The organism is Mucilaginibacter sp. GW821-FHT07H05 (assembly GCF_059418485.1).
On record NZ_JBWKPY010000001.1, the window covers coordinates 437,820 to 462,930 of the forward strand.

The 25,111-nt window shown below is 44.1% G+C and carries 22 protein-coding genes; 11 read left to right on the top strand and 11 right to left on the bottom strand.

The window, feature by feature from the left end:
- The first annotated feature begins 1 nt into the window (after position 1).
- From AC07M6_RS01885 to AC07M6_RS01900, 4 genes are read left to right on the top strand one after another with little or no spacing between them, the layout of a single operon-like run.
- The gene (locus AC07M6_RS01885; protein ID WP_494887103.1) at positions 2–1,408 is read left to right on the top strand and encodes an alpha-L-fucosidase; all 1,407 of its coding nucleotides are present in this window, start codon (positions 2–4) and stop codon (positions 1,406–1,408) included.
- A gap of 8 nt (positions 1,409–1,416) precedes the next feature.
- The gene (locus AC07M6_RS01890) at positions 1,417–3,396 is read left to right on the top strand and encodes a beta-L-arabinofuranosidase domain-containing protein (protein WP_494887104.1); all 1,980 of its coding nucleotides are present in this window, start codon (positions 1,417–1,419) and stop codon (positions 3,394–3,396) included.
- Between the two features lie 17 nt (positions 3,397–3,413).
- Positions 3,414–4,781 carry a hypothetical protein gene (locus AC07M6_RS01895; protein ID WP_494887105.1) on the top strand — a complete coding sequence of 456 codons (1,368 nt, stop codon included), beginning with the start codon at positions 3,414–3,416 and terminating at the stop codon, positions 4,779–4,781.
- Between the two features lie 12 nt (positions 4,782–4,793).
- Positions 4,794–7,154 carry a glycosyl hydrolase family 28-related protein gene (locus AC07M6_RS01900; RefSeq protein ID WP_494887107.1) on the top strand — a complete coding sequence of 787 codons (2,361 nt, stop codon included), beginning with the start codon at positions 4,794–4,796 and terminating at the stop codon, positions 7,152–7,154.
- A 74-nt stretch (positions 7,155–7,228) separates the two neighbouring features.
- Here AC07M6_RS01900 and accD read toward each other — a convergent pair whose 3' ends face one another.
- A complete protein-coding gene (accD, locus tag AC07M6_RS01905) occupies positions 7,229–8,074 on the bottom strand; it encodes an acetyl-CoA carboxylase, carboxyltransferase subunit beta (protein ID WP_494887628.1) in 846 nt (281 codons plus the stop codon).
- A gap of 196 nt (positions 8,075–8,270) precedes the next feature.
- On the opposite strand from accD, the gene AC07M6_RS01910 reads away from it, so the two are divergent.
- The 6 genes from AC07M6_RS01910 (at position 8,271) to AC07M6_RS01935 (ending at position 12,488) form a co-directional block, all read left to right on the top strand.
- Positions 8,271–9,812 (top strand): lipase family protein, encoded by a 1,542-nt coding sequence (locus tag AC07M6_RS01910; protein WP_494887109.1) that lies wholly within the window; start codon positions 8,271–8,273, stop codon positions 9,810–9,812.
- 151 nt (positions 9,813–9,963) lie between these two features.
- The gene (gene fbaA / locus AC07M6_RS01915; protein ID WP_494887110.1) at positions 9,964–11,043 is read left to right on the top strand and encodes a class II fructose-bisphosphate aldolase; all 1,080 of its coding nucleotides are present in this window, start codon (positions 9,964–9,966) and stop codon (positions 11,041–11,043) included.
- Positions 11,044–11,128: 85 nt separating this feature from the next.
- Positions 11,129–11,629: a low affinity iron permease family protein gene (locus tag AC07M6_RS01920; RefSeq protein ID WP_494887112.1), complete on the top strand. Its 501-nt coding sequence runs from the start codon at positions 11,129–11,131 to the stop codon at positions 11,627–11,629.
- The gene (locus AC07M6_RS01925; RefSeq protein ID WP_494887114.1) at positions 11,598–12,029 is read left to right on the top strand and encodes a GNAT family N-acetyltransferase; all 432 of its coding nucleotides are present in this window, start codon (positions 11,598–11,600) and stop codon (positions 12,027–12,029) included. Before AC07M6_RS01920 ends, AC07M6_RS01925 begins: the two co-directional genes overlap by 32 nt.
- The gene (locus tag AC07M6_RS01930; RefSeq protein ID WP_494887116.1) at positions 12,026–12,286 is read left to right on the top strand and encodes a type II toxin-antitoxin system HicA family toxin; all 261 of its coding nucleotides are present in this window, start codon (positions 12,026–12,028) and stop codon (positions 12,284–12,286) included. The genes AC07M6_RS01925 and AC07M6_RS01930 overlap by 4 nt, the downstream gene beginning before the upstream one ends.
- Positions 12,276–12,488 carry a type II toxin-antitoxin system HicB family antitoxin gene (locus AC07M6_RS01935; protein ID WP_494887118.1) on the top strand — a complete coding sequence of 71 codons (213 nt, stop codon included), beginning with the start codon at positions 12,276–12,278 and terminating at the stop codon, positions 12,486–12,488. The genes AC07M6_RS01930 and AC07M6_RS01935 overlap by 11 nt, the downstream gene beginning before the upstream one ends.
- Here the strand turns inward: AC07M6_RS01935 and AC07M6_RS01940 are convergent.
- The 6 genes from AC07M6_RS01940 to AC07M6_RS01965 form a co-directional block, all read right to left on the bottom strand.
- Positions 12,485–13,339: a hydroxymethylglutaryl-CoA lyase gene (locus tag AC07M6_RS01940; protein ID WP_494887120.1), complete on the bottom strand. Its 855-nt coding sequence runs from the start codon at positions 13,337–13,339 to the stop codon at positions 12,485–12,487. The genes AC07M6_RS01935 and AC07M6_RS01940 overlap by 4 nt on opposite strands.
- On the bottom strand, positions 13,336–14,652 hold the full coding sequence (locus AC07M6_RS01945; RefSeq protein ID WP_494887122.1) for an NAD(P)/FAD-dependent oxidoreductase: 1,317 nt from the start codon (positions 14,650–14,652) through the stop codon (positions 13,336–13,338). Before AC07M6_RS01945 ends, AC07M6_RS01940 begins: the two co-directional genes overlap by 4 nt.
- Positions 14,653–14,830: 178 nt before the next feature.
- Positions 14,831–17,800, bottom strand: a complete 2,970-nt coding sequence (gene secDF, locus AC07M6_RS01950) for a protein translocase subunit SecDF (protein WP_494887124.1) — start codon at positions 17,798–17,800, stop codon at positions 14,831–14,833.
- Positions 17,801–17,913: 113 nt separating this feature from the next.
- Positions 17,914–18,396 carry a dihydrofolate reductase gene (locus tag AC07M6_RS01955; RefSeq protein ID WP_494887125.1) on the bottom strand — a complete coding sequence of 161 codons (483 nt, stop codon included), beginning with the start codon at positions 18,394–18,396 and terminating at the stop codon, positions 17,914–17,916.
- Between the two features lie 23 nt (positions 18,397–18,419).
- A complete protein-coding gene (locus AC07M6_RS01960; protein ID WP_494887126.1) occupies positions 18,420–18,800 on the bottom strand; it encodes a four helix bundle protein in 381 nt (126 codons plus the stop codon).
- A 112-nt stretch (positions 18,801–18,912) separates the two neighbouring features.
- Complete coding sequence (locus AC07M6_RS01965) at positions 18,913–19,734, bottom strand: thymidylate synthase (RefSeq protein ID WP_494887128.1); 822 nt, start codon at positions 19,732–19,734, stop codon at positions 18,913–18,915.
- Positions 19,735–19,922: 188 nt separating this feature from the next.
- On the opposite strand from AC07M6_RS01965, the gene ispE reads away from it, so the two are divergent.
- On the top strand, positions 19,923–20,726 hold the full coding sequence (gene ispE / locus AC07M6_RS01970) for a 4-(cytidine 5'-diphospho)-2-C-methyl-D-erythritol kinase (protein ID WP_494887130.1): 804 nt from the start codon (positions 19,923–19,925) through the stop codon (positions 20,724–20,726).
- A gap of 94 nt (positions 20,727–20,820) precedes the next feature.
- Here the strand turns inward: ispE and AC07M6_RS01975 are convergent, their stop codons facing one another.
- The 4 genes from AC07M6_RS01975 to tgt all read right to left on the bottom strand — a co-directional run bounded on the left by AC07M6_RS01975 (position 20,821) and on the right by tgt (position 25,043).
- Positions 20,821–21,132 (bottom strand): LapA family protein, encoded by a 312-nt coding sequence (locus AC07M6_RS01975; RefSeq protein WP_494887132.1) that lies wholly within the window; start codon positions 21,130–21,132, stop codon positions 20,821–20,823.
- Between the two features lie 781 nt (positions 21,133–21,913).
- On the bottom strand, positions 21,914–22,816 hold the full coding sequence (locus AC07M6_RS01980; RefSeq protein ID WP_494887134.1) for a DMT family transporter: 903 nt from the start codon (positions 22,814–22,816) through the stop codon (positions 21,914–21,916).
- On the bottom strand, positions 22,816–23,913 hold the full coding sequence (locus AC07M6_RS01985; RefSeq protein ID WP_494887135.1) for an LptF/LptG family permease: 1,098 nt from the start codon (positions 23,911–23,913) through the stop codon (positions 22,816–22,818). Before AC07M6_RS01985 ends, AC07M6_RS01980 begins: the two co-directional genes overlap by 1 nt.
- On the bottom strand, positions 23,913–25,043 hold the full coding sequence (tgt, locus tag AC07M6_RS01990; RefSeq protein ID WP_494887137.1) for a tRNA guanosine(34) transglycosylase Tgt: 1,131 nt from the start codon (positions 25,041–25,043) through the stop codon (positions 23,913–23,915). Before tgt ends, AC07M6_RS01985 begins: the two co-directional genes overlap by 1 nt.
- Positions 25,044–25,111 lie beyond the last annotated feature (68 nt).

A 25,111-nucleotide genomic window follows, 5' to 3' on the forward strand; every position in this document is an offset into this window, starting at 1 on the left:
AATGAAACAATCTAAAAATATTAAGCAGTTAGCCTGCGGATTACTGCTCTTAGGCGGTGCATTAAGTATCCCTACAGCTAAAGCGCAGGACGCGACAGCCTACGACCCGGAAAAAGTGTACGAAGCACCTACCGACCCAAAAGTTAACGCTAAAATAGCCGATTGGCAGGATTTGAAATTTGGCTTGTTTATGCACTGGGGTACTTACAGCATTTGGGGGATTGTGGAATCATGGTCGCTATGCCCGGAAGACAGGGGTTTTACCCAGCGTAAAGGGCCGTACTCGGCTACCTGGCAAGGCTATAAGCAGGCATACGAAAATTTGCAGACACAGTTTAATCCTACCAAATTCGATCCCGATAAATGGGCTGCTGCTGCTAAGGAAGGCGGGATGAAATATGTGGTGTTCACCACCAAACATCACGATGGGTTTTGTATGTACGATACCAAATATACCGATTACAAAGTGACCAGCGCTAAAACACCTTTTTCAACTAATCCTAAAAAGGATATCACGCAGGAGATCTTTAAATCGTTCCGCCAAAAGGATTTTATGATCGGCGCTTACTTCTCTAAACCCGACTGGCACAGCGAGGATTATTGGTGGTCGTACTTCCCGCCTAAGGACAGGAACGAGAGTTACGACCGGGTTAAATATGCCGACCGCTGGAAGCGCTTTACCGAGTTTACCTATAACCAGATAGAAGAACTGATGACCAATTATGGCAAGGTAGACCTGTTATGGTTTGATGGTAGCTGGGCCAATATGGATATGAAGAACATTGTAACGATGGCCCGTAAAGATCAGCCGGGAGTGATTATTGTTGACCGCCACGGCAAGCCCGAGAATGTGAACTACCTGACCCCCGAACAAAAGATCCCCGATCATTTTATCCCGCATCCATGGGAAACCTGTATGACGATGGGCAAATCATGGTCGTACATCGAGAAGGAAGATTACAAGCCAACCCGTAAACTGGTGCAAATGCTGGTTGATGTGGTAGCTAAAAACGGCAACCTGCTGCTGGATATCGGCCCCGGTCCGGACGGCGAATGGCATCAGGAAGCCTATGACCGATTGAAAGAGATAGGCGCCTGGATTAAAACCAATGGCGAATCCATTTACAGCACAAAACCTGTAGCGCCTTACCGCAAAGCGCAATGGGCTTTTACCGGCAAGGGTAAAGCATTATATGCTACTTACCTGCCGACTGAAAAAGAAATGCAACTGAATGCCGCTATGAGTTTCCCGGCCTTAACCATAAGGAAGAACGCCGCGATTACCCTGTTAGGCATCAAAAAGCCTCTGAAATGGAAAAAGGTTGGCGATCAGGTAGAAGTGACCATCCCGGCAGAAGTAATTAAGCAATTATCAGGACAACCTGCCTGGGTATTTAAGGCCATCTAAAAACCAATATGAAAAAACTATCATCGCTTATAGCCATTAGTGCAACCGCATTGATCAGTGTTTTTTGGATAAAACCGCAAACACGCGTGGTGGGTATGGTGGCAGATACAGTCCCACGCTACGATAAATTTCAGGAATCGGCCATTACCAATTGTGCGCCGAAAGGATGGCTAAAAGAGTTTTTAGTGCGGCAAAAATCCGGCTTGACTGGGCACCCGGAGGTTTTATCATACCCCTTCAATTCAGTTTTATGGGCCGGTACAATCTCACGCGAAAACGAAACCCACGGCGATAACTGGTGGCGTTACGAGCAAACGGCTTATTATACCGATGGCTTGCTGCGCTTAGGTTATTTATTGCAGGATAGCACGCTGATTAAAAAAGGCCAGGAAGGTATTTATTATACCTTAGATCATCCGCAAAAAAATGGGCGGCTGGGGCCGGAATTATTTGCCAGTCAGTGGCCTATAGCGGTGTTCTTCCGTGCTTTGCAGGCTGAATATATGGCTACCGGCAACCAGCAAATTGTTGACGCCCTGCACAAGCATTACCTAAGCTATACGCCCGAAGAGTTGGGCAAGTTTAAACGCGCCATTGTAAATATCGAGGGCGCTTTATGGACTTACGGCAAAACAGGCGATAAAAAACTACTCAACCTGGCCGAACAAGCTTACGCTTTGGGAGGTTTTGAGTTGAATTTGAAAGTTGCCTTATCGGATGATAAAGTAGTGCTGCACGGCGTAACCTATATGGAAATGTCAAAACTCCCGGCCATACTATACACGTTTACAGGTAAGCAGGAATATTTAGATGCGGCTATCAACGCCATGAAAAAACTCGACCGGGACCATATGTTGCCTGATGGTGTACCCAGTTCGAGCGAGTTTTTGGCGGGAAAGAACCCTTTAAACAGTCACGAAACCTGCGATATTACCGATTATACCTGGGCTTTAGGTTATTTGCTGATGGCCACCGGCGATGCCACCTGGGCCGACCACCTGGAGCGTGCCATATTTAATGCCGGGCCTGGCGCGGTTTCAAAAGACTTTAAAAATCTGCAATATTTTTCCAGCGTGAACCAGGTGATCGCTACCGGGAATTCCAACCACAACAAGTTCGCGCATGGCTCAACCTGGATGGCTTACTGGCCCTGTCATGAAACCGAATGCTGTGCCGGTAATGTACACCGTTTTATGCCTAATTACGTAGCACGTATGTGGATGCGGAATCATGCCGGTGGTCCGGTTGCTGCCTTGTATGGCCCGTCTACCGAAAAGGTAGTATTAAGTGGCGGACAGGAAGTTAACATCAAAGAAACCACCAATTACCCCTTTGCTAATGATGTGAATTTCACGTTTGATACACCCAAACCCGTAGATATGCCGTTTACTTTACGTATCCCGGCCTGGTGCAAAAATGCTTCGGTAACTATAAACGGTTCGCTGTATCGTGGGGTACTGCAGCCAGGTAGTTTTATCACCATTAACCGTAAATTTAAAAAAGGCGATCAGGTGACCGTAAAATTACCTATGGCCTTAAAGCTGGTGACTGACGAGCAATACGGCAACTTTGTAGAGCGAGGCCCATTGTTATACGCCTATGCCGTTCCCGAAAAAGTGAAAACAGATACGGCTACTTATAAAAACCTGGGCGGCAAAAAATCACACGATCCAAACTTCCCTGCGCTGGATATCCAACCTACAGGTGCCTGGAATTATGCGCTGGCTGTAAACGCGAAGGATTTTAGCCGGAAAGCTAAAGTAATCCAAACCGGCAGATCAGCCTACCCGCTTGATCCCGGGCAATCACCCATAGAGATAAAAGTACCGGCACATACCGTGGCCGGTTGGGGTTTGTTGGAAGACAGGTACACACAGGAATTACCGGATAGTAAATCGGTAAAAGCGGGCACGAAAACCACCATGATCACCTTAGTACCTTATGGTAGCACACGTTTAAGGGTGACGGTTTTCCCTAAATCCAAATAAAACAAAGAACAAAAGAAATGAATAAACGAACCTTATTTTTTGTGCGGCTAATTTTAGGTTTCGCTGCAATTTTACCCTTGCCTGCTTTAGCCGATGATCATTGGGACTTTGCCAATTTTGGCGCGGGCGCTAAAGGGGATATGAAGCAGGAAAAGAACAAGCTGACCATCACTACCCAAAATACGGTTCATTGTTATTTCGAGTCAGACTCGTACAGTTTTGCATCGCAGCCGCAAGCTTTCCCTTACGATGATTGCTCGCGCTCAACCATTAGCGTGAAGATCGAAAAACTGAACTTTGGTTCAGCGGGGATCATGATGCGATCGGGCGCAGCTTTAGGCGCGGCCAATGTGCATTTAGAAACCAGCGCCACAGGCGATTTATTGCTGTTTTATCGTGTAAACGATAACGACCAAACGCTTTATACCCGCATTACTACACTTACTTTCCCTATGGAGATCAGGCTCATCAGGCAGGGTTCAGTTTTTACCGGGTATTATAAAAATGCGAAAGGCGACTGGACTAAAGGCAATTCGGTTATCGCCAACGTGGGCGAACAATCATTGATCGGCTTTTACGGGTGTTCGGGCAGCGAATCGCAAATTGGCTACTCACAGCAGGAGGGATCAGGACGAAAAGCCGAGGCTACCTTCAGCGATTGGGACATTCAATACGAAGAACATTACCTGCCTGCCGAAGAAAACTTTAAAGATAAAATGCCGGTAAAGGAAGGCACGCTATTGCGCGATAATTTTGACGATGGTAGCTTATCAAATAAACCCGTCAGCATCATCAACCCGGTTTGGAATGGCATTAAATATGGCAATCTACCAAAGAATGCAGATGGCGGACGTTCATGGCGTAAAAATGGCGACGGCACCTTCTATCTTGGAAACAAGAAATGGGCCGATTATCAGGTAAGTATCGACCTCACTTTTGATGCCGCAAGCAAACCCACCAGCGAGTTTTTAATGCAGCTGAGATATCAGAATATATCGGTATACGGCGCACCAAAATATTACGCCGTTGCCCTGCGCGAAGGTAATAAGCTGTTTTTTGAGAAGTATGACGCGGGCGCTGTAGTTTTCTCTAAATCGGTCAGCCTCCCCAACTATTTTAACGGCACCAAGCACCAGTTAATGGTCAAAATGCTCGACCGCAATTACGAGGTTTATTACGATAATAAGCTAATCCTGTCGGGGATTGATACCGAAAAACCCGTTACCTACGGCAATATCTGTTTAAAGTTTACCGATGTAGCCATCAATATGGATAACCTGGAAGTATTGCAGGTAAAAGACCCTGTAAACGGCGATACCGACAACTTTTTGCAAAACTATTACGATACCCCCATTCCCGAATATTTAAAAAAATACGGCTATTAATCTACCCAACCGATGAACAATAAATTGATGAAGAACCGCATACTTCCGGCGCTGTTGATAGGCGCCTTGATCACATTGAATACTATCACAACTATTGCGCAAATCAACGATAACGCACCAAAGTTATTCCAGGTTAGCACAGCCGAAACCCGTCCCGGTGATGCCGTACAGGTGCGCGGCGAGTATTTAGACAAGGTAACCACCATACAGGTATGCCGCTTAACTAATGATAATGTTGATACAGCGCTGCCAACCTACGTACCGCTTCCGCGCGAGGACGACCTGCTGGATAACGGCGGCACCAAACAAAGGGCCGACGCTTTAACGCAGAACCAGGTAGTAACCGTTAATAAATTGATGCAAACCGGGCAATCATTAAAATTCATTATTCCGGCTGCCTGGCAGGAAGGGGTTTATAGTGTAAAACTAAACAGCGCAGGCAACCCTGCGGTTACTTTTTATATCAATATCCCTAAGGTGATGTGGGCCATCAGCGAGCAGGGCTTTCTAAAAGCCAACCCCGGCGATTATCTGCGTATCCAGGGTAAAAACCTGTTCAGGAAAGGTTCGGCAGGGCAGGCTGTACTTATTGGTACAAATGGGAAAACGGTACGTGCAAAGGTGACTAAAGCCTTTGATGATTACTCGGTGAGTGTCAATATCCCGGCAGGTACACCCGCGGGTAGCTATCATTTATATTATCACAATGGGCAGGGTGGCAAAACCGCCTGGAGCGAGCCATTAAAGATAGCTGTAGAAGATAAAATGGCCGAGCTTTGGGATAAAAAGATCTTCAACGTGAAGGACTTTGGCGCTAAGGGCGATGGTGTGAATAACGAAACCGATGCATTCCGCGCCGCGTTGGATGCCGCCGGGAAAAATGGCGGCGGTACCGTATATGTGCCGCGCGGGCGCTATCAGCTAACCAGCGAACTGATCCTGTCGCCCAATACCATGCTGAAAGGCGAATCGCGCGAATTGGTGCAGCTATTCTGGAACCCCTTAGGTTGGGATACTAACCAATTGCCAAACAGCCTGATCAGCGGGACACATCATTTCGGCATAAAAAATATGGTTTTATGGGCTTCAAGAGCCTGGGGAATTATTATGCAAACCGGTTCGCCGGCCGGGCAGGGCAACGTAACGCTGGAAAACTTACTGGTAAGGCAATCGGCCGAGTTATCAGGAAAGGTTTACCAGGTAAAGGCTAACCGCGACGTGGTAGAAGCTGAGATCAACAGTCGCTGGCAAAAAACAGGGATCATTTTGCGGGGCGAGAACCTGAAGGTGCGGAACTGCGATTTTAATTCGAGCGGGATGTACACCTTTTTCGCGGCAAGCGGCTTTATCCAAAACTGTAAATTTGAACGTAAAGGTACCGGCGTTAACCAGCCTTACATGCTGGTACATCCCAAAGGATTGATCTTTGAAGATTGCTTTAAACAGGCCGACGGTTATGGCTATTGCGCAACGGTTGATGAAAGCCACGATTTTTACGAGGCCCGCAACGTTATCCCGTACAATTACACTAACGACCGCGAATGTATGACTTTTGATGGCGGCAGCGGCGGTTATGCCGGTAATATCGTAAACGCCAGTGGAAATACGCTGGTGATCCCATCAGATCTAACTAACAAATACCAGTGGGTAAATAATAAATGGATAGGGGGTGGCTTGTATATTATTGAGGGAAAAGGGGCAGGGCAGTTTCGGCGGATTGTGAGCCATGGGCAGGATACTATTAAGCTTGATCATCCTTTCCTGGTACAGCCTGATGCTACTTCCATTATCAGCGTTACTACAGTTAGGAAGAACTTTGCCTTTGTAAATAACCAGGTGACGGATGCCGGCGCTTATCAATTCTATGGCTCAACCGATAACGCGGTGATATCTGGCTTAAAAATGAACCGCTGTAATGGCATTGTAGGTCGTGGTTCGCTGCTATATCATGGCAAGCAGCCTAACTGGTATATTGATATTGTAAATTGCGAGTTTAAGGAAGGCAATTATACCCACTGGTGGGGGGTAGATGATCGCGGGCATTCGGGCTTTCAAAATATTAACCTGATAGGCGCGGGCGGCAGCGGATTAAGCATTGGCACCATAGTACGCCGGAATAAAATGACCGAATATTCTTACATGCGCACTTCACCCGGCGGTAATGCCAACGCGGTAACCGATGTGATATTTGAGGATAACAGCTTTAGTCTGGCAAAAACGGCTATTAACTTAGGCGGCAATGGCAGCAATACATCAAACGTGCTGATCCATAACAACCATTACAGCGAGGTAGATAAAAAGTTAGAAACCAACGGCTTAAAACCCAGTAGCTATTTAGTGCTGGATGATGGTGTAACACCGGTAAATAAATAGTAAAACAAAAGCGGCCCGAATTTTGGGCCGCTTTTGTTTGTATACCTTTTAGCTTTCGCCTTTCAGCTTTAACCTTAATTACTCATCATCTTTAAAAATGATGCCAGCTTATCCTTCATCTCGCGGCGGTCGACAATAAAATCAAGGAAACCGTGTTCCTGCACAAATTCGGCAGTCTGGAAGCCTTTCGGCAGGTCTTTCTTAATCGTCTCTTTAATTACCCGGGGGCCGGCAAAGCCAATCAGTGAACCCGGCTCGGCAATATTGATATCGCCCAGCATGGCATAGGATGCGGTTACACCGCCTGTGGTAGGGTCGGTTAGTAAAGATATGTACGGAATTTTGGCCTGTGCCAGTAAAGCCAGCTTGGCCGATGTTTTTGCCATCTGCATTAAAGAGAAGGCTGCCTCCATCATCCTTGCTCCGCCCGATTTGGATATCATCAGGAAAGGGGCTTTTGTGGCAATGCTATGGTCAATAGACCGTGCAATTTTTTCACCCACTACCGATCCCATAGAACCGCCGATGAAATTGAAATCCATACAGGCAATTACAATATCCTGTCCTTCAATTTTACCATACGCGGCGCGGATGGCATCATTTAGGCCGGTTTTTTTGATGGTATCTTTTAGCCGGTCGCTGTATTTTTTAGTATCGGTAAAGTGTAGCGGATCGCCCGACGTCAGGTTCGGGAATAACTCGGTAAACTCGTTATTGTCAAATAAAATAGAAAAGTATTCTTTAGATCCTATACGGATATGATAGCCGCAATAGTGGCAAACATACTGGTTTTCAACCTGCTCGGAGTAGTGTAACGGTTTTTTACATTGCGGGCATTTGTTCCATATCCCGTCAGGAGCTTCCTTCTTGTCTTCAGTAGACGTAATTATTCCTTTAAGTTCCCTTTTAAACCACGACATATTTGATTCTTCTTCCTTCAATTTTCTTACAAAGAAACGAAAAAAGTTCATAAAGGATAAAAATGGGATAGTATTATGTTTATAAATCAGATGTGGGTTTTGAGAAATCTCCGTACCAGGCTAAAAATTTGAGCGATTCATTGAAATATTAAGATAATGTAGTAATATTATGATCTCATCCCTGAATCTTTAAATCATGAACGACGAAAATCTAATACTTGTTTTTGTACACGGTTGGAGTGTCACAAACCTTGATACCTATGGCGAACTCCCACTTCGCCTCCAAAACGAAACAAACGGAACCAACGAAACGGTTGTTAAAAATGTTTATCTTGGGCAATACATTAGTTTTCATGATGAGGTGCAGTTGCAGGATATTTCAAGAGCGTTTGAAACTGCTGTGAAGGAACAGTTAAGTGCAGAAATAGCTAATGGCGATCGCTTTGTCTGCATTACACACTCAACCGGCGGCCCGGTAGTTAGGGATTGGTATGATAGTTATTATAATCCGGAACCCGCGGGCAGGCCTAAATTTAAAGGTGGTGTGTGCCCCATGAGCCATCTGATCATGCTGGCCCCCGCTAATTTTGGCTCGGCGTTAGCCCAGTTAGGCAAATCAAAAATAAGCAGGTTAAAGTCGTGGTTGAGTGGTGTTGAACCGGGCCAGGGTGTATTGAACTGGCTTGAATTAGGCAGTGATAAAGCATGGGAGCTTAATGCCAGGTGGATCAAAAATGAAGGCGGAGAGATTAGCGCGAATGGTATATTTCCTTTTGCCATAATAGGGCAATCAATTGACAGGAAACTTTATGACAATCTTAATACATATACTGGCGAGCTTGGGTCTGATGGTGTAGTACGCAGCGCGGCCGCTAATCTCAATGCCAGTTATGTAAGCGTTAAGCAAGGTGCGATCACTTATAGTGGGGATAACTATGTAGCCGAAGTACCAACAGTTGAATATTATACAGCCCCGGCAACGGCTTTCCTGATAGTGCCCAAAAAATCGCACTCCGATACCACAATGGGTATCATGGCCAGCCCTACGGGTAATCCCACTGGCGATAACCCACAAAGCAAGCAATTGGTTGATGCTATTTTAGATTGTATTAAAGTAAAAAGTAAAACGGATTATGATGCATTGTCTAAAACATTTGAAGAAAGGACAGCTGCGGTTCAAAAAGACGAAAGGGTTGAAAAGGTAGACGGTACAATCTTTATCCACGACAGGTATTTTTACCACGATCGTTTTTCGATGGTCATATTCAGGATCCATGATTCAGAGAATTATCCGGTAATCAATTATGACCTGACATTTACGGCAGGTGATGACAATGATGCCAACCATTTGCCTGAAGGCTTTTTTGTAGACAGGCAATGTAACAGGTTATCGCCGCAAACGGTAACCTATTATATGAATTATGATGTGATGCATGGCTGCGATGCTATTAAGTATAAAGGTAAAGTGTTGCGGCCCAAACTTAATGGCATAAAAAAATTAGGGATAACAGTTGAACCGCACCGGGATAAAGGGTTTATAAAATATCTCCCGTTCAACATACAGGCTGATGCTGAGTTTTTTGATCAGGTTATTAAGCCAAACAGTACAACGCTTATCGATATTTGTCTTCAGCGTGTAGTGGATAAAGAAGTATCCAGACTGAACTTGTATACCGGGCCTGTGCCATTTAATCATGATTTTCATAAAATAGAACCCAGCAAAAATGTGGTGATATAGATGAGCCGGTTTTTTAATAAGGCTGGTTAATGTTACCCGGCTTTATCTGATTGGTTAAGTGATCATTTTTTGCAGATGCTGTTATATTTATACGCGTATAATTTGTTAAAAAGCCGATAAATTTTTTACCTTCGGGCTCAAACTTAAGTCAATGGATCTAAAAAATTATAAAGGGGTACTGCATGGCGACCAGGTGCAGGAACTGTTTGAAATAGCCAAAAAGCACCAGTTTGCGTTGCCGGCTGTAAACGTTATTGGTACCAATACTGTAAATGCTGTGCTGGAAACTGCCGCCGCGGTAAAATCGCCGGTTATTATCCAGCTATCAAATGGTGGCGCCCAGTTTTACGCGGGTAAATCATTAGATAACTCAAAGCTGCAGGCTTGCATTTTGGGTGGCGTATCTGCCGCTAAACACGTGCATTTACTGGCCGAGCATTACGGTGTAGCTGTAATACTGCATACCGACCACGCGGCTAAGAAGCTATTGCCATGGATAGATGGTTTGTTAGATTATGGCGAAAAACATTTTGCCGAAACCGGAAAGCCTCTGTTCTCCTCGCACATGCTTGATCTGTCGGAAGAGCCGATTGAAGAGAATATAGAAATATCTGCCAAATACCTGGAGCGTATGGCTAAAATGGGCATGACCCTTGAAATAGAGTTAGGGGTAACCGGCGGCGAAGAAGACGGTGTTGATAACAGCGATGTTGACAGCTCACGCTTATATACCCAGCCCGAAGAAGTTTCCTATTCGTATGAGCATTTATTGAAGGTTAGTCCGCGCTTTACCGTTGCGGCCGCTTTTGGTAACGTGCATGGTGTTTACAAACCGGGTAATGTGAAGTTGCAACCGATTATTCTGCATAACTCGCAGGAGTATGTGAAGAAGAAGTTTAATCTTGATGCCGAAAAACCGATCAACTTTGTATTCCATGGTGGTTCAGGTTCCAGCCAGGAAGAGATCCGCGAGGCTATTTCTTACGGCGCCATTAAAATGAATATCGATACCGATATGCAATGGGCTTACTGGGAAGGCATTAAAGATTATTATAAATCAAAAGAAGGATACCTGCAAAGCCAGATCGGCAGCCCCGATGGCGAGGATTCTCCAAACAAAAAATATTATGATCCGCGCGTATGGCTGCGTAAAGGCGAAGAAAACTTTGTGAAACGCTTAACCGTAGCATTCGAGGATCTGAATTGTATTGATGTGAACAGCAAATTATAAGTTTGCTTTTTTCTGTCACAAAAACGCCGGTACATTGTTGTACTGGCGTTTTTCGTTTACATTTAATGATATTTATTAATACCCAATGAAAAAAAAAATCAAGAAGAATTTTTTCGAACGTTTCTCTAATTGGGCCACTATGGCAACGGGGAGTTCGGCCGCATTTATTACCGCAATTTCGGTTATTGCTATATGGATTATTACAGGGCCTGTTTTTCATTATTCGGATACCTGGCAACTCATTATTAATACCGGTACCACTATTGTGACTTTTTTAATGGTTTTCCTGATCCAGAAATCGCAAAATAAAGACTCAAAAGCGATACATTTGAAACTGAATGAGCTATTGGCATCGCACCAGGGGGCCAGTAACCGCATGGTGGATATTGAGGACCTAACCGAAAAAGACCTGGACCAGTTGCATAAGTACTATGTTAAATTATATGCGCTGGCAGCTAAGGAAGATGATTTAACCTGTAGCCATTCTATTGATGCCGCCGAAGAAAACCATAATAGCAAATTAGCCAACTTTAGAACCAAACCACATTACATCAATGCCCGAAAGCAAAAAGATACAAGTAAATAAAGTTACTGATCCTGCCCAGCTAGAGAAGGTTTTTGCCATACGCCGAGAAGTTTTTGTAGGTGAACAAAACTGCCCGCCCGAACTGGAGTGGGAGTTTGAAGATGAATCGAACCATTTTTTAGCCACTGTAGATGGCGAACCCGCGGGGGCATCGCGCTGGCGTAAAACTGATAAGGGGTACAAACTGGAACGCTTTGCCGTGCTGCAAAAGTTCCGTGGCTATGGCGTAGGGCAGGCCCTGGTAAAGGCTGTATTAGCTGATTTGCCTCCCGGCGCCGGTTATGTTTACCTGCATGCCCAGATACAGGCCGTAACGCTATACGAGAAGTTTGGCTTTGAAAAAACCGGGCCGGAATTTGAGGAAGCGGGGATAAGGCATTATAAAATGGTGAAAAAATGAGTAAATTTGATAAACTGTTATTGAAACTATTATCTGGAAATGCGGATAATAATTTCAGTTTTGATGATTTACGAAGTATTCTTTTGAACTTAGGCTTTACTGAAAGGAACACAGGCGGCAGTCATAAAATATTTTATAAAGACGGCATAGAAGAAATTATTAATATACAGCCGAAAGATAATAAGGCTAAGCCTTATCAGGTTAAGCAGGTACGAAACATTGTTTTAAAATTCAAATTGGTGAGAGATGGAAAATAAATATGAAATCATATTATATTGGAGCAAAGACGACAATGCTATAATAGCAGAAGTTCCTGAACTTGCCGGTTGTATGGCGGATGGCGAAAATTATGCTGAAGCGTTAAACAATGTAAATATTGTTATAGGACAATGGATTGAAACAGCAAAAGCATTGGGACGGGAGATCCCATCTCCTAAAGGCAAATTAATGTACGCCTAACCAAATATCCTACCCGAATACACCATCGCCTCATTAAACCGCGCCATATCAACGCCTGTATCGATACTTTGCTCCTTTAGGTAAGTCAACACGTTTTCGGTAGCGATATTGCCTGTAAGGTCATCTTTTGCCATGGGGCAGCCACCGTAGCCTTTTATGGTGGTGTCAAAATGCCGGCACCCGCTTTGGTAGGCGGCGTCGATCTTTTCGCGCCAGGTATCAGGTGTGGAGTGGAGGTGGATTCCAAAATCTATATCACTGAATGTTTGTGTGAGCAGAGGGTATATTTCGCTAATCTGTTTCGGCGTTGCCATGCCTATGGTATCGGCTAATGCAATGTTCTTAATTCCGGCAGCTACCATCTTCGCGGCCCAGCTTAAAACCAGGTCGGTATTCCATTCATCACCGTAAGGGTTGCCAAAACCCATAGACAAGTAAACTAACAAGGTTTTATTTTTTTGCTGGCATAGATCCTGCATTTGCTTAACCAATTCAAACGACTGATCGATGCCTGAGTTGGTATTGCGCTTCTGGAACGTCTCAGAGATAGAGAAAGGATAGCCGAGGTAAGTAATGTGCCTGTGCTGCGCGGCTTCCTCTGCGCCCCTGTAATTGGCTATAATGGCTAATAGTTTGGATGAGGTGCTATCCATATCCAGCAAATCCAGCACGGCTGCGGTGTCCTGCATTTGAGGGATGGCTTTGGGCGATACAAAGCTGCCGAAATCAATGGTATCAAAACCGCACTTTAATAGCAGGTTAATATAAGCCGCTTTAATATCGGTTGGTACAAAATTGTGCAGGCCCTGCATGGCATCGCGCGGGCACTCGGTTAGCTTAATTGGGTTCATGATTCGGTTTTTGGCAGATGTTTGGCGTCTTCGGGCACATTATCCCGCACAAACCTGCGAATGATAAGCCTTGTACCACCATTATAGTTGATATAGCTGCCTATCCAGTTAATAAACACGATGACCTTATTACGGAAACCCAACAGTGATACCAGGTGCACAAACATCCATATCAGCCAGGCAAAAAAACCCTGGAACTTGATCTTGCCTAAATCGGCCACGGCTTTATTACGACCAATGGTTGCTAAAGATCCTTTATCAAAATACTTGAACGGCCTGGTAGGCTCGCCATTAATTATACGGATTAAGTTTTTAGCAACCTGCTGGCCCTGTTGTATGGCTACCTGCGCCACGCCGGGGTGTCCTTTAGGCGTATCCTCGGTTATTACGGCGGCTACATCGCCAATGGCAAATATATTGGTGGTGCCTTCTATGCGGTTAATGGCGTCGGTTTGTATACGGTTACCCCGGATGATACTTGCTTCGGGGACACCTTTAGGCACCACACCCATTACACCTGCCGACCAGATGACGTTTTTGGTGCGGATGGTTTGGCCGTCTTCAAACTTAATAGTGGTACCATCATAACCCTCTACCTTTTTATTCAGCAACACTTCCACACCCATTTTTAACAGGAAATCCTTAGCCGCTTTTGATGCTTCTTCAGACATGGGGCCTAATACCTTGGGCATAAAATCAACCAGGTACACATTCATATGCTCCTTACGCAGTTCGGGATAGTCTTTGGTTAAAACGTGGTTACGCAATTCAGCCAATGCCCCGGCAAGTTCTACACCGGTAGGGCCGGCGCCTACCAGCACAAAGTTAAGATAGGGTTCGCGTTCCTCTTTTGTTTTTTGCAGTACAGATTCCTCCAGGTTTTGCAGGATCAGGTAGCGCAGGTTAAGCGCTTCGGGGATACTTTTCATGGGCATAGCATAATGCTCAATATCCTTATTGCCAAAAAAGTTGGTGGTCGATCCGGTGGCTATCACCAGGTAATCGTATTTAATATCGCCAATAGTGGTATCCAGTGTATTGGTTGCGGGGTTAACACCCATTACTTCGGCTATCCGGAAACGAAAGTTTTTTTGGCTGCCGAAGTTTTTACGGATAGAGAAGGCGATCGACTCGGCCTCTAAACTGCCGGTGGCCACCTGGTATAACAGTGGTTGGAAAACGTGGTAGTTATGTTTATCCAGCATTAATATTTCAACAGGCTTATCGGCCAGGTTTTTGGCCACTTCAAGGCCACCAAAGCCTGCGCCTACAATAACAACTAAAGGGAATTTGGTTTGGGCTGCTATCTCCATATTTTTTTAGCTTAAAGCTGAATGCTAAAGCATAAAGCTAAATAGTTAAACTTTATAAATTACTTATTACTTTACCGATCACTACGTGCTTTTGGCATTTAGCTTTCAGCTGATTTTGTATAACAAAAAAGGCTCCAAATGTTCTTTGGAGCCTTAGATATAAATAATATTTACACTATTATTTTAAATCTTTTTTACCAAAGTCAATAATAACCGGCGTGGCTACGCATATCGACGAATAGGTACCAAAGATAACCCCGATCAATAACGCGAACGAGAAACCGCGCAGTACATCGCCACCAAATATGAACAACACTACCAGTACAAATATAACGGTTAAAGCAGTTATAATGGTACGGCTTAAGGTGCTGTTGATAGCCTGGTTGATAACCGTTTTAGGGTCATCGGTTTTTGAATGGTGCAGGTCAAGGAACTCACGGATACGGTCGAATACTACCACGGTATCGTTGATGGAGTAACCAATAACGGTCAATATGGCCGCTATGAATTTCTGATCGATATCCAGCGAGAATGGTAATACATCCTTAAATATCGAGAAGAATGAAAGCACCAGTAAAGCATCATGCGCGGTAGCGATCATCGCACCTAAACTAAACTGCCATTTGCGGAAACGGATCAGGATATAACCCGAGATGACAAAAATGGCGAAGATTACGGTCCATATAGCTGATTTTTTCAAATCGTTTGCAATGGTTGGCCCAACTTTTTGCTGGCTTTCTATTTTGTAGGTTGGGTTAACGCCTGATACCACTTTACGTACAGCTGCTTCAACTTTAGCATCGGCATCGCTTGAGTTATCTTCGATCAGGTAGTTAGTGGTTAACCTTACCTGGCTATCCTTACCAAAGGTTTTTACCTCGGTTTTACCTAAACCCAATGTTTTGTCGGCAGCAACACGGATTACCTGTACGTCTGCAGCTTTATTAAAGCTAACTACGTAAGTGTGTCCACCCTGGAAATCTACACCATAGTTAAACCCGCGGGTTACCATAGATATAATACCGATGGTGATAAATATACCCGAGAAGGCGTAGAACTTGAAACGGTTTTTAACGAACGCGTAGTTGGCGTTTTTAAAAGTGTGCGAACTCCATGGGTTAGAGAATTTGATATCCCAGCCTTTTTCCAGCATCCACTCAAATATTAACCTTGAGATTAATAACGAGCAGAACAGGGAAGTAACGATACCGATCATCAGCGTAGTTGCGAAACCCAATATCGGGCCCGAACCAAATGTGGCTAATATTAAACCGGTAAGGAAGGTACTGATGTTAGAGTCTAAGATAGAGGGTAAAGCGTGTTTAAAACCATCGGCAACCGCAATACGGATAGATTTGCCATGGCTCATTTCTTCGCGCACACGCTCATATATCAGTACGTTGGCATCCACGGCTATACCCAGTATTAAGATAATACCGGCAATACCATCAAGCGTTAACACAGCGCCTAAGCTGGTTAATACACCCATCAGGAAGAATACGTTGATAATTACCGCTACTACCGCGATAGTACCTGCGCGGTTATAGTAGGCAACCATAAATATTAACACCACAGCTAAACCTGCCAAACTTGCAGCTAAACCATGGTTGATAGATTCCTGGCCTAAAGATGGGCCAACCACTTCTTCCTGTACAATACGTGCAGGGGCGGGTAAGCGGCCAGCTTTCAGGATATTGGCCAAATCCTTGGTTTCTTCTTGTGTAAAGCTACCGCTGATAGATGAACGTCCACCGGTGATCTCGTTACTTACACGAGGAGCCGATACTACGTTATCATCAAGCGATATGGCTATCGAGCGGTTGTCGTTCTCGTCTTTTACGTTACCGGCAGCTGCCGCGGTTACCCTTGCCCAGGCTTGTGCACCTTCGGAGTTCATATCCATGGTAACTTCATACAAACCGGTTTGCGGGTTAATGTCGGAGTTGGCATCGGTAATGGCTTCGCCAGATAATACCGGGCCATTGGTAGCGCCAGATAGTTTCAGCGCGTATAGTTCAAAGATCTTGGTTTTGTCGAGCGGTTTAATGCCCCAAACCAGTTTCAGGTTTTGTGGCATTACTGCTTTTACTTCAGGCAGAGCCAGGAAAGCGTCGACAGCTGCTGTATCTTTTTCTGAAGTATAACCAACAGCCGGGCCCGGGCGTAAAGCCTGCTGACCGTTTTGGCCCTGGTAGGTGATAGGCTGTAGTTTAGCAAACAATGGGTTTTCAGCTTCTACCTTCAGTTTGCCTTTTAATGATGAAGTATCTTTAGCGGCATCTGTTTTTACTTTGCTTAATAACGATCCTGCTTTTTTAGCGGTATCGGTTTTAGCAACGGCGGCAGTTTTTGCAGTATCGATGCCTTTAGCAGCAGTTTTGTTTTTTGCAGCCAGTATTCCGTTAATATTTACCAGTAACTGGTAAACTTCCTGGTTCTCGTAAGTTTCGTAAAACTCCAGCTTGGCCGAGCCTTGCAGTAAATTACGTACACGCTCTTTATCGGTTACACCCGGTAGCTCAACTAAAATACGGTTGGTGCCCTGTTGCAACTGGATATTTGGTTGTGTTACACCAAATTTATCGATACGGGTGCGCAGGATGTTGAAAGATTGACCAACTGCAGTGTTTGCCTGGTCTTTCAAAAATGATTCAACCTCGCTGTTTGACGCGTCAAACTTAATGTGCGCGCTGTTTTCTTTTGTAGCGAAGATAGGGGCCAGTTTACCGTTAGGACTGATCTTTTTATACTCAGCCATAAACAGGCTGATAAAATTGTCAGGACTGGTTTTGGCATCCAGGTTAGCAGCGCTAAGGGCCCTGTTAAAATCAGGATCAGGATTCTTGTTTGCTAATGCTTTGATCAGGTCGGCTAACGAGATCTGCATTGTAACGTTCATACCACCTTTAAGGTCCAAACCAAGAGCAAGCTCTTTGTTTTTACAATATTGATAGGTATGGTTAAATACCGGGTAAACCGGCTGGCCGGATATCGAATCCAGATAAGCCTTTCTTTTTTGTTCGTTCCCTTTTGAATAAACTTCGGCATCCTTCTCAACTTTCTTGGTCACCCACGTAAATGATAGCTGATACAAGCATGAAACAGCCAGCAGAATGGCGAAAAATTTAATAACCCCTTTACCTTGCATTGTTATTTTGTATGTATATATTTAGTTTATAGCCTTTTTAAATAAGACGGCAAATCTAATAAAATTTCGCAACCCAAAAATTTTAAATTAAAACAATTTGATGACAGAAAATGTTAGCGGCGCTGCAGGGTGATGAATGAGTAGGGGATGGCGTGCTTTTCGTCGGTACCATGGTCTTCCCGTTCGGTTTCGGTCCACTCATTATAATTAACAGGCGGAAAATAGGCATCGGCATCAAATACCTGATGAACGATGGTTAAATAAATGCGGTTGGTTACCGGCATAGCCAGTTTATAGATCTCGGCGCCGCCTACAATAAATACTTCCGGTTCGCCTGCGCATAAGGCCAAAGCCTCTTCAACAGAACCCACCACTTCGCAACCTGCTATCTCCATTTTTTTACGGGTGATGACAATATTACGGCGGTTTGGCAATGGTTTGCCGACCGAATCGTAAGTCTTACGGCCCATAATTACGGTATGCCCGGTAGTGATCTGCTTAAAATGTTTCAGATCATTAGGCAAACGCCATAACAGCTGGTTGTTTTTACCAATGGCATTATTTTCGGCTATGGCTACTACGGCGGAGATGATCATATATAGGTCATTGGGTCATTGAGTCATTGAGTCATTACTTTTGACTCCTGTTTCCCAATGAATTTTATATAAATATTTAACTTGTGATGAATTGTCTCCAGTTTATTGATGAGATCTAAATATTGCTCATCAGAGATCAGGTTTCGTTTTACAGACCTTTTTAGCCAGCCTTTGGTTTCTATTATCGATCCTCGACTAAAATAACAAAAGTTCTTGTTTTCCTTATAATGAAAGCGTCCGAAGCCTTCGGCAATGTTTGCGCTAATTGAATCCGAAGATCGTACAATTTGTTTGCCTACTGTATCTTTCGCAAAGTACTCCCACGAAGATACGATATCCCATATTTCATCAGCTAATGCTTCTGATAACTGGTATATCTCTAAATCTTCTATTCTATTACTCATTTAATTAAAACAATGAAATTATTATCTAATTCATTTTAATGACCCAATGACCCAATGACCCAATGACCCAATGACCCAATGACCCAATGACCCAATGACCCAATGACCCAATTTACACCGCCACAGCCCCCTTAATATGCGGCCATGGATCATAATTCTCCAGCGTAAAATCTTCAAACTTAAAATTGAAGATGTTCTTTACATCCGGGTTGATCTTCATGGTTGGCAGCGGCCTTGGCTCGCGGCTGAGTTGCAGGTTGGTCTGTTCGATATGGTTATTGTACAGGTGCGCATCGCCGAAGGTGTGGATAAAGTCGCCGTAATCCAGGTCGCATACCTGCGCCATCATCATGGTTAGGAGTGCGTATGAAGCGATGTTGAAAGGCACACCTAAAAATATATCAGCGCTGCGCTGGTATAACTGGCAGGATAGTTTGCCGCGCATTTCACCTTTTAAGGGGTTAGGGGGCTCTACATAGAACTGGAACAGACTATGGCATGGCGGCAAGGCCATGTGCTCCACATCGCCCACGTTCCAGGCTGATACCATGATACGGCGCGAATCGGGATTGTTCTTCAATGTTTTTACCACCTGGCTGATCTGATCGATATGCCGGCCATCAGGCGTGGGCCACGACCGCCACTGATAGCCATAAACCGGGCCAAGGTTGCCATCGGCATCGGCCCATTCGTCCCATATTTTAACGCCGTTATCTTTCAGGTATTTGATATTGGTATCGCCGCTTAAAAACCAGATCAACTCGTGTATGATGGATTTCAGGTGCAGTTTCTTGGTGGTCACCAGCGGGAAACCTTCTTGCAGGTTAAAACGCATCTGGTAGCCAAACACGCTGATGGTGCCTGTGCCGGTACGGTCATGCTTTTGGGCGCCGTTTTCCAGTACGTGGCGCATCAGGTCGAGATATTGTTTCATGTTTATTAGTTCATGGGTGATGGTTCATGGTTCATAGCCTATGTGTATTAGTCTTGTAAGGACTAATAACCATGAACTATGATCTATGAACCGCAAGCTTCGCTTGCACTTGCATCTACAAAGAAAAATAATCTATTTTTGGTATCCTACGGATGTTTAAAAATACAGGCCGTTGTTAAGAGAATTATATGATCGCATTCCCGAACGCAAAAATCAACATCGGCTTAAATATTACCCGGCGGCGCCCGGATGGCTATCACGATCTGGAAACCGTTTTTTATCCTGTGAAAATTTACGATGCGCTGGAAATTGTCCCGGCCAGCCAAATGAGCTTTAATGCGTCAGGTTTGGGCATACCCGGCAGGGTAGAGGATAATCTTTGCCTGAAGGGATACGATCTGCTGAAAAAAGATTTTGACCTGCCGCCGGTAAATATCCACCTGCATAAGCACATCCCGATAGGGGCGGGTTTAGGCGGAGGATCGGCCGATGCGGCGTTTTTTATCAAGCTGCTCAATCAAGAATTCTCTTTAGGGTTGGATGCCGGACAAATGCGCGATTACGTAAGGGTATTAGGTGCCGATTGCGCCTTTTTTATAGACAGCAAACCGGTGTATGCTTTTGGTAAAGGGGATGAGTTTGAAAGTATCGATCTTGATTTGTCGGCTTATCATATCGTACTGGTCATGCCGCCTGCCCATGTGTCAACCGCCGAGGCCTATCGTGGTGTAAAACCCAAGCCTGCCGACGCTTCGTTAAAGGACCTTATCCGTTTACCGGTGAACGAATGGAAGCATTATATCAAAAACGATTTTGAAGAAAGCATATTTAAGAACCACGCGGTGATAAGAGGGGTGAAAGCTACCCTATATGAGGCTGGTGCATTATACGCCTGCATGAGCGGGAGCGGGGCTTCCGTCTTCGGGATATTTAAACAGCAGCCCGATCTGTCGGCGATGGAAAAGGGTGACCAGGTTTTTTATGGGGTGTAGGATAGTGATTACTTAATTGGTGATCAGAGATTAGTTTCAAGCTCTGAGTTTCCTAATCACTAATTAACCAATCTCTAATCTCTAATCACTAACCTTAATCTCCACTAATATAATCCCTGTCTTCATCGCTTAGTGTATTGGGTTTGTTTTTATTCAGGCCCTCGTGGGTTTTGTCATCTCCTTCGTCATAACCATGGCCGTAATCGTTACCCAGTTTTTTTGTTTTAGGCCGGCCCACCAAATAGCCGATCACAAAGCCAATAAGGGCAACCCATAGCATCATCCATAATTTGGATGTGCGGGTAGTAAAGAACAATACTTTTAAATATACCGGGTCGCTGTTTTGCATAATCACAATGGTGAGCAAAATGGTGATAACAATTAGGAAGATGGTCTTTATTCTCATGGCCCTGTTTTTTGTTTAAGCTGTATCTAATATCAGGTTTTAAAATGTTTATTAAAAACAAATATCTGGTGGTTGGTAAAAACTGTTTGCGTGATCTGCATCGACGGGAAGGCGCTCGCCGGGAGCCATAATTTCATGGAAGTATATATGCCGGAAATTTGAGACCCCTGATACTTCTGTTTTTGCCCTGAGGTAAAGCAGTTTTAACAACACCCCAAATGTTACTTGCTTTATTTGGAGATGATTTTTGTGCCTGCAGATAAGCAAATCCAATACACTATTTTGAAGTTTGATTCAAATGAGCTTGTATGTATTTCAATGCATTAATTAAAAGTAGTTATTTATTTGATTTATAATTAATTATGTTCTTATAATTGTCTTGTATTCGGTATATGCTAAAAAAATTAGATTTTATCTTTTCGCTTGGTGGTTTTTATATGATATATTACTTCATTAAATTTATATAATTAGTTGACTTATAAAATATTATTATATAATCAGTTTATTGCTTAGGTGATTATATACCATCTTTACCTTGTAAAAATAGAATATTATAATGTGTTGTAAATCAAGTATATAGTTGTGTATGCAATATCCTGAACGAAATTCGTTATATCAGTATATTATAGCGTATGTTTATTACACTAACAAGGTTTTGAAACAGGCAATAGAACGCGCTTTTTAAGCCCTGTTTTTTGCCATTGATCATTAAAATGTATACGAATAGGTATTGGGAAAGAAGGTGCAGAAAAGCCTGGTACACTCCCCTACCGGGAGCGGTTTAACGTGACCGGTACCGCGCGATACGATTTTGGGCCAGTGGGAAAAGGAAAATAGTAGATAGGATAATGAGCGCGCCTATCCAAAATCCCAGCTTCATTTTGTTGCTGTCGCCAAAAAACATGAACGACATGAGTATGCCGTAAACCGGCTCGAGGTTAGTGATCAGGGCCACCTTAAATGCCGAGATCGCTTTCATTACGGATACTCCTGCAACGTAAGCAAGCGATGTGCATATAGTGCCTAATATCACCAAATAGGCAATGTCGCTATTCTTCAGCAGCATGCTTTGGTTAAAGCCTTTGGTGATAAAAAGGAAAATAGTGATCCAGAACAGTGCCCCCGAAAGTTCGTAAAAAGCGATAACCGGAGCAGCTATAGTTTTAACCTGTTTGGAATTAATGATAGCAAAAAGGCTGGCGAAAACGGCGCTTAGTAGTCCTAATATGATACCCTTAGTGTATCTTGTTTCAAATTTAAAAATGATAAGGATGCCAATAATGATCAGGCTGCCGGCTAATATCTCCAGTTTGGAGATCTTCTTTTTATTAAATAAAGGCTCAAAAATAGCGGTGAACAAAGTGATGGATGACAGGCAAACCAGCGTTACCGCGATGGTAGAAGATTTAATAGCCTGGAAAAAAAGGATCCAATGGCCGCCTACAAGCGCACCTGTAAATATCAGTTTAAAAAAAGTTTCCTTGCTGATCTTAATATCAGTGCGGCTGAATTTAAAGTATAGGAACAGGCTTACGGCCGCGATAAGTACCCTGTACCAAACCAAAGATACCGCCGAAATAGAAATTAGCTGACCTAAAATACTGGTAAATCCCCATATAAAAACCGTAAAATGCAGGATAATGAGGTTCTTGTTTAGTCCGTCCGGTTTTGGGGCAGCAGGCATTATTTGGGCGCTTTTACAAGTAAATAGTAGCCCAATATGCCAAATAATACATTGGGGATAAGTACAGTAATAATAGGCGGCATGCCCCCTTTTATAGAAAATACAAAGGCAAATTTATCAACCACAATATAAGCGAAACACAAAAATATGCCGATACCCAGGGGCAGTCCTATCCCCCCGCGCACCTTGCGGGATGAGATAGCCACGCCTATCATCGTAAGCACGTAGGTAGAGAGCGGGTATACAAAACGCTTGTATTCCTCAAATTGCATATCAATTAAAACGCCCGTCCCGCGTAATTTTTCTTTAATAATATCTTTATGCAGTTCTTTAGTGGAGATAGCCATGTATACATTATTGCGCACCACAAAATCGGTTGGGCGCATATCTAACACGGTATCTTTATTGGTTAAACTAATCAGTTTCTCATTCAGTCCGTTTACATATCTTACCGTATAATTAGGCATCGACCAGATATGTTTTATCGAATCGTACCTGATTTGCGGCGCTGTTAGCTTTTGCCGTAAGGTATCCCCATCAAAACGTTCCAAAATAAAATTATAACCCATGTGGGTAGTTTCATCGTACGATTGCAGGTAAACAAAAGTGTGCTTATCTAACTGAATATGGGTTTCGCTGCGGGTGGGGTCAACGTCATTAAAATAGGTATTTTCGAAGGTGTTTTTAAGGCGGTTGGTATACGGTATCAAAAATACATTGGCCAAAAACGAGAAGAAGAATACCACCGTTGCCGATATAAAATAAGGGCGTAAAAACCGGTTAAAGCTGGCCTTTCCGCTCAATATAGGCACAACTTCGGTTTGGTTGGCCATTTTGGCTGTAAAGAAGATCACCGCCAGGAAATTGATTAGCGGCGACAGCATATTCAAATAAAAGGGCACAAAGCCGGCATAGTATTGAAATATGATATCATGGATAGGCGCTTTCCCTTTTAAAAAGTTATCCAGGCGTTCGGATATATCAAACACTACGGTAATCACCACAAATATGCCCAGGGTAAACGTAAACGTACCCAGGTATTTGCTGATGATATACCGGTCGATAACCTTAAAATGTCTCTTTAAAAAGGATGTCATTATAATCTTTGCCCTAAGCGGTTAACCATTATTTTTTTCCATTCGTAAAACTCACCGCTGATGATCTTTTCGCGGGCTGTGGTAACCAACCACAGGTAAAAATGCAGGTTATGTAAACTGGCTATCTGCGCGCCCAAAATCTCGCCCGATGCTACCAGGTGGCGCAGGTAAGCTTTAGTGTGCTGCGTATCTACCCAAAGGTCGCTATCGGCCTCAATGGCGCTAAAATCATTCTTCCACTTCTCGTTACGGATATTGATAATGCCGTCTTTTGTAAAAAGCATGCCGTTACGGGCATTACGGGTAGGCATTACGCAATCAAACATATCTATACCAAGGGCAATATTTTCCAGTATGTTTACCGGTGTGCCAACGCCCATTAAATAACGTGGTTTTTGCTCCGGTAATATGTCGCACACAATTTCTGTCATGGCGTACATTTCTTCGGCCGGTTCGCCAACCGAAAGGCCGCCAATGGCATTACCCTCCCGCTCAAACGAAGCGATCACTTCTGCCGACTTTACCCGCAGATCTTTATAAACCGATCCCTGCACAATGGGGAACAGTGTTTGGCTGTAGCCATATTTAGGTTCGGTGCTGTCAAAGCGGTCGCAGCAGCGTTTTAGCCAGCGGTGCGTCATTTCGATAGACCGGCGGGCATAATGGTATTCGCAAGGGTAAGGCGTGCACTCGTCAAAGGCCATAATAATGTCGGCGCCAATGGTGCGCTGGGTATCCATCACGTTTTCGGGCGTAAACAAATGCTTTGAACCATCGATATGCGAGCGGAAGGTAACGCCTTCTTCTTTGATCTTACGCACATCCGTCAGCGAGTATACCTGGTAGCCGCCGCTATCGGTTAAAATGGGTTTATCCCATCCGTTAAATTTGTGTAAGCCACCGGCTTGTTCAATGGTATTTAAGCCCGGCCTTAAGTATAAATGATAGGTATTCCCCAAAATGATCTGGGCTTCTATATCCTGCATCAGCTCGCGCTGGTGAACGGCTTTTACCGTACCCGCCGTGCCAACCGGCATAAAAATAGGGGTTTGTATCGTACCGTGATCTGTGGTGATCTCGCCCGCGCGCGCTTTGGAAAGCTTATCCTGTGCTGTTAAAGTAAATTTCATTATCGGGCAGCAAAATTAGCAAATAAAGTGAGAATAGCCCGAATATGCCGATGCCCAATGGCAATGCC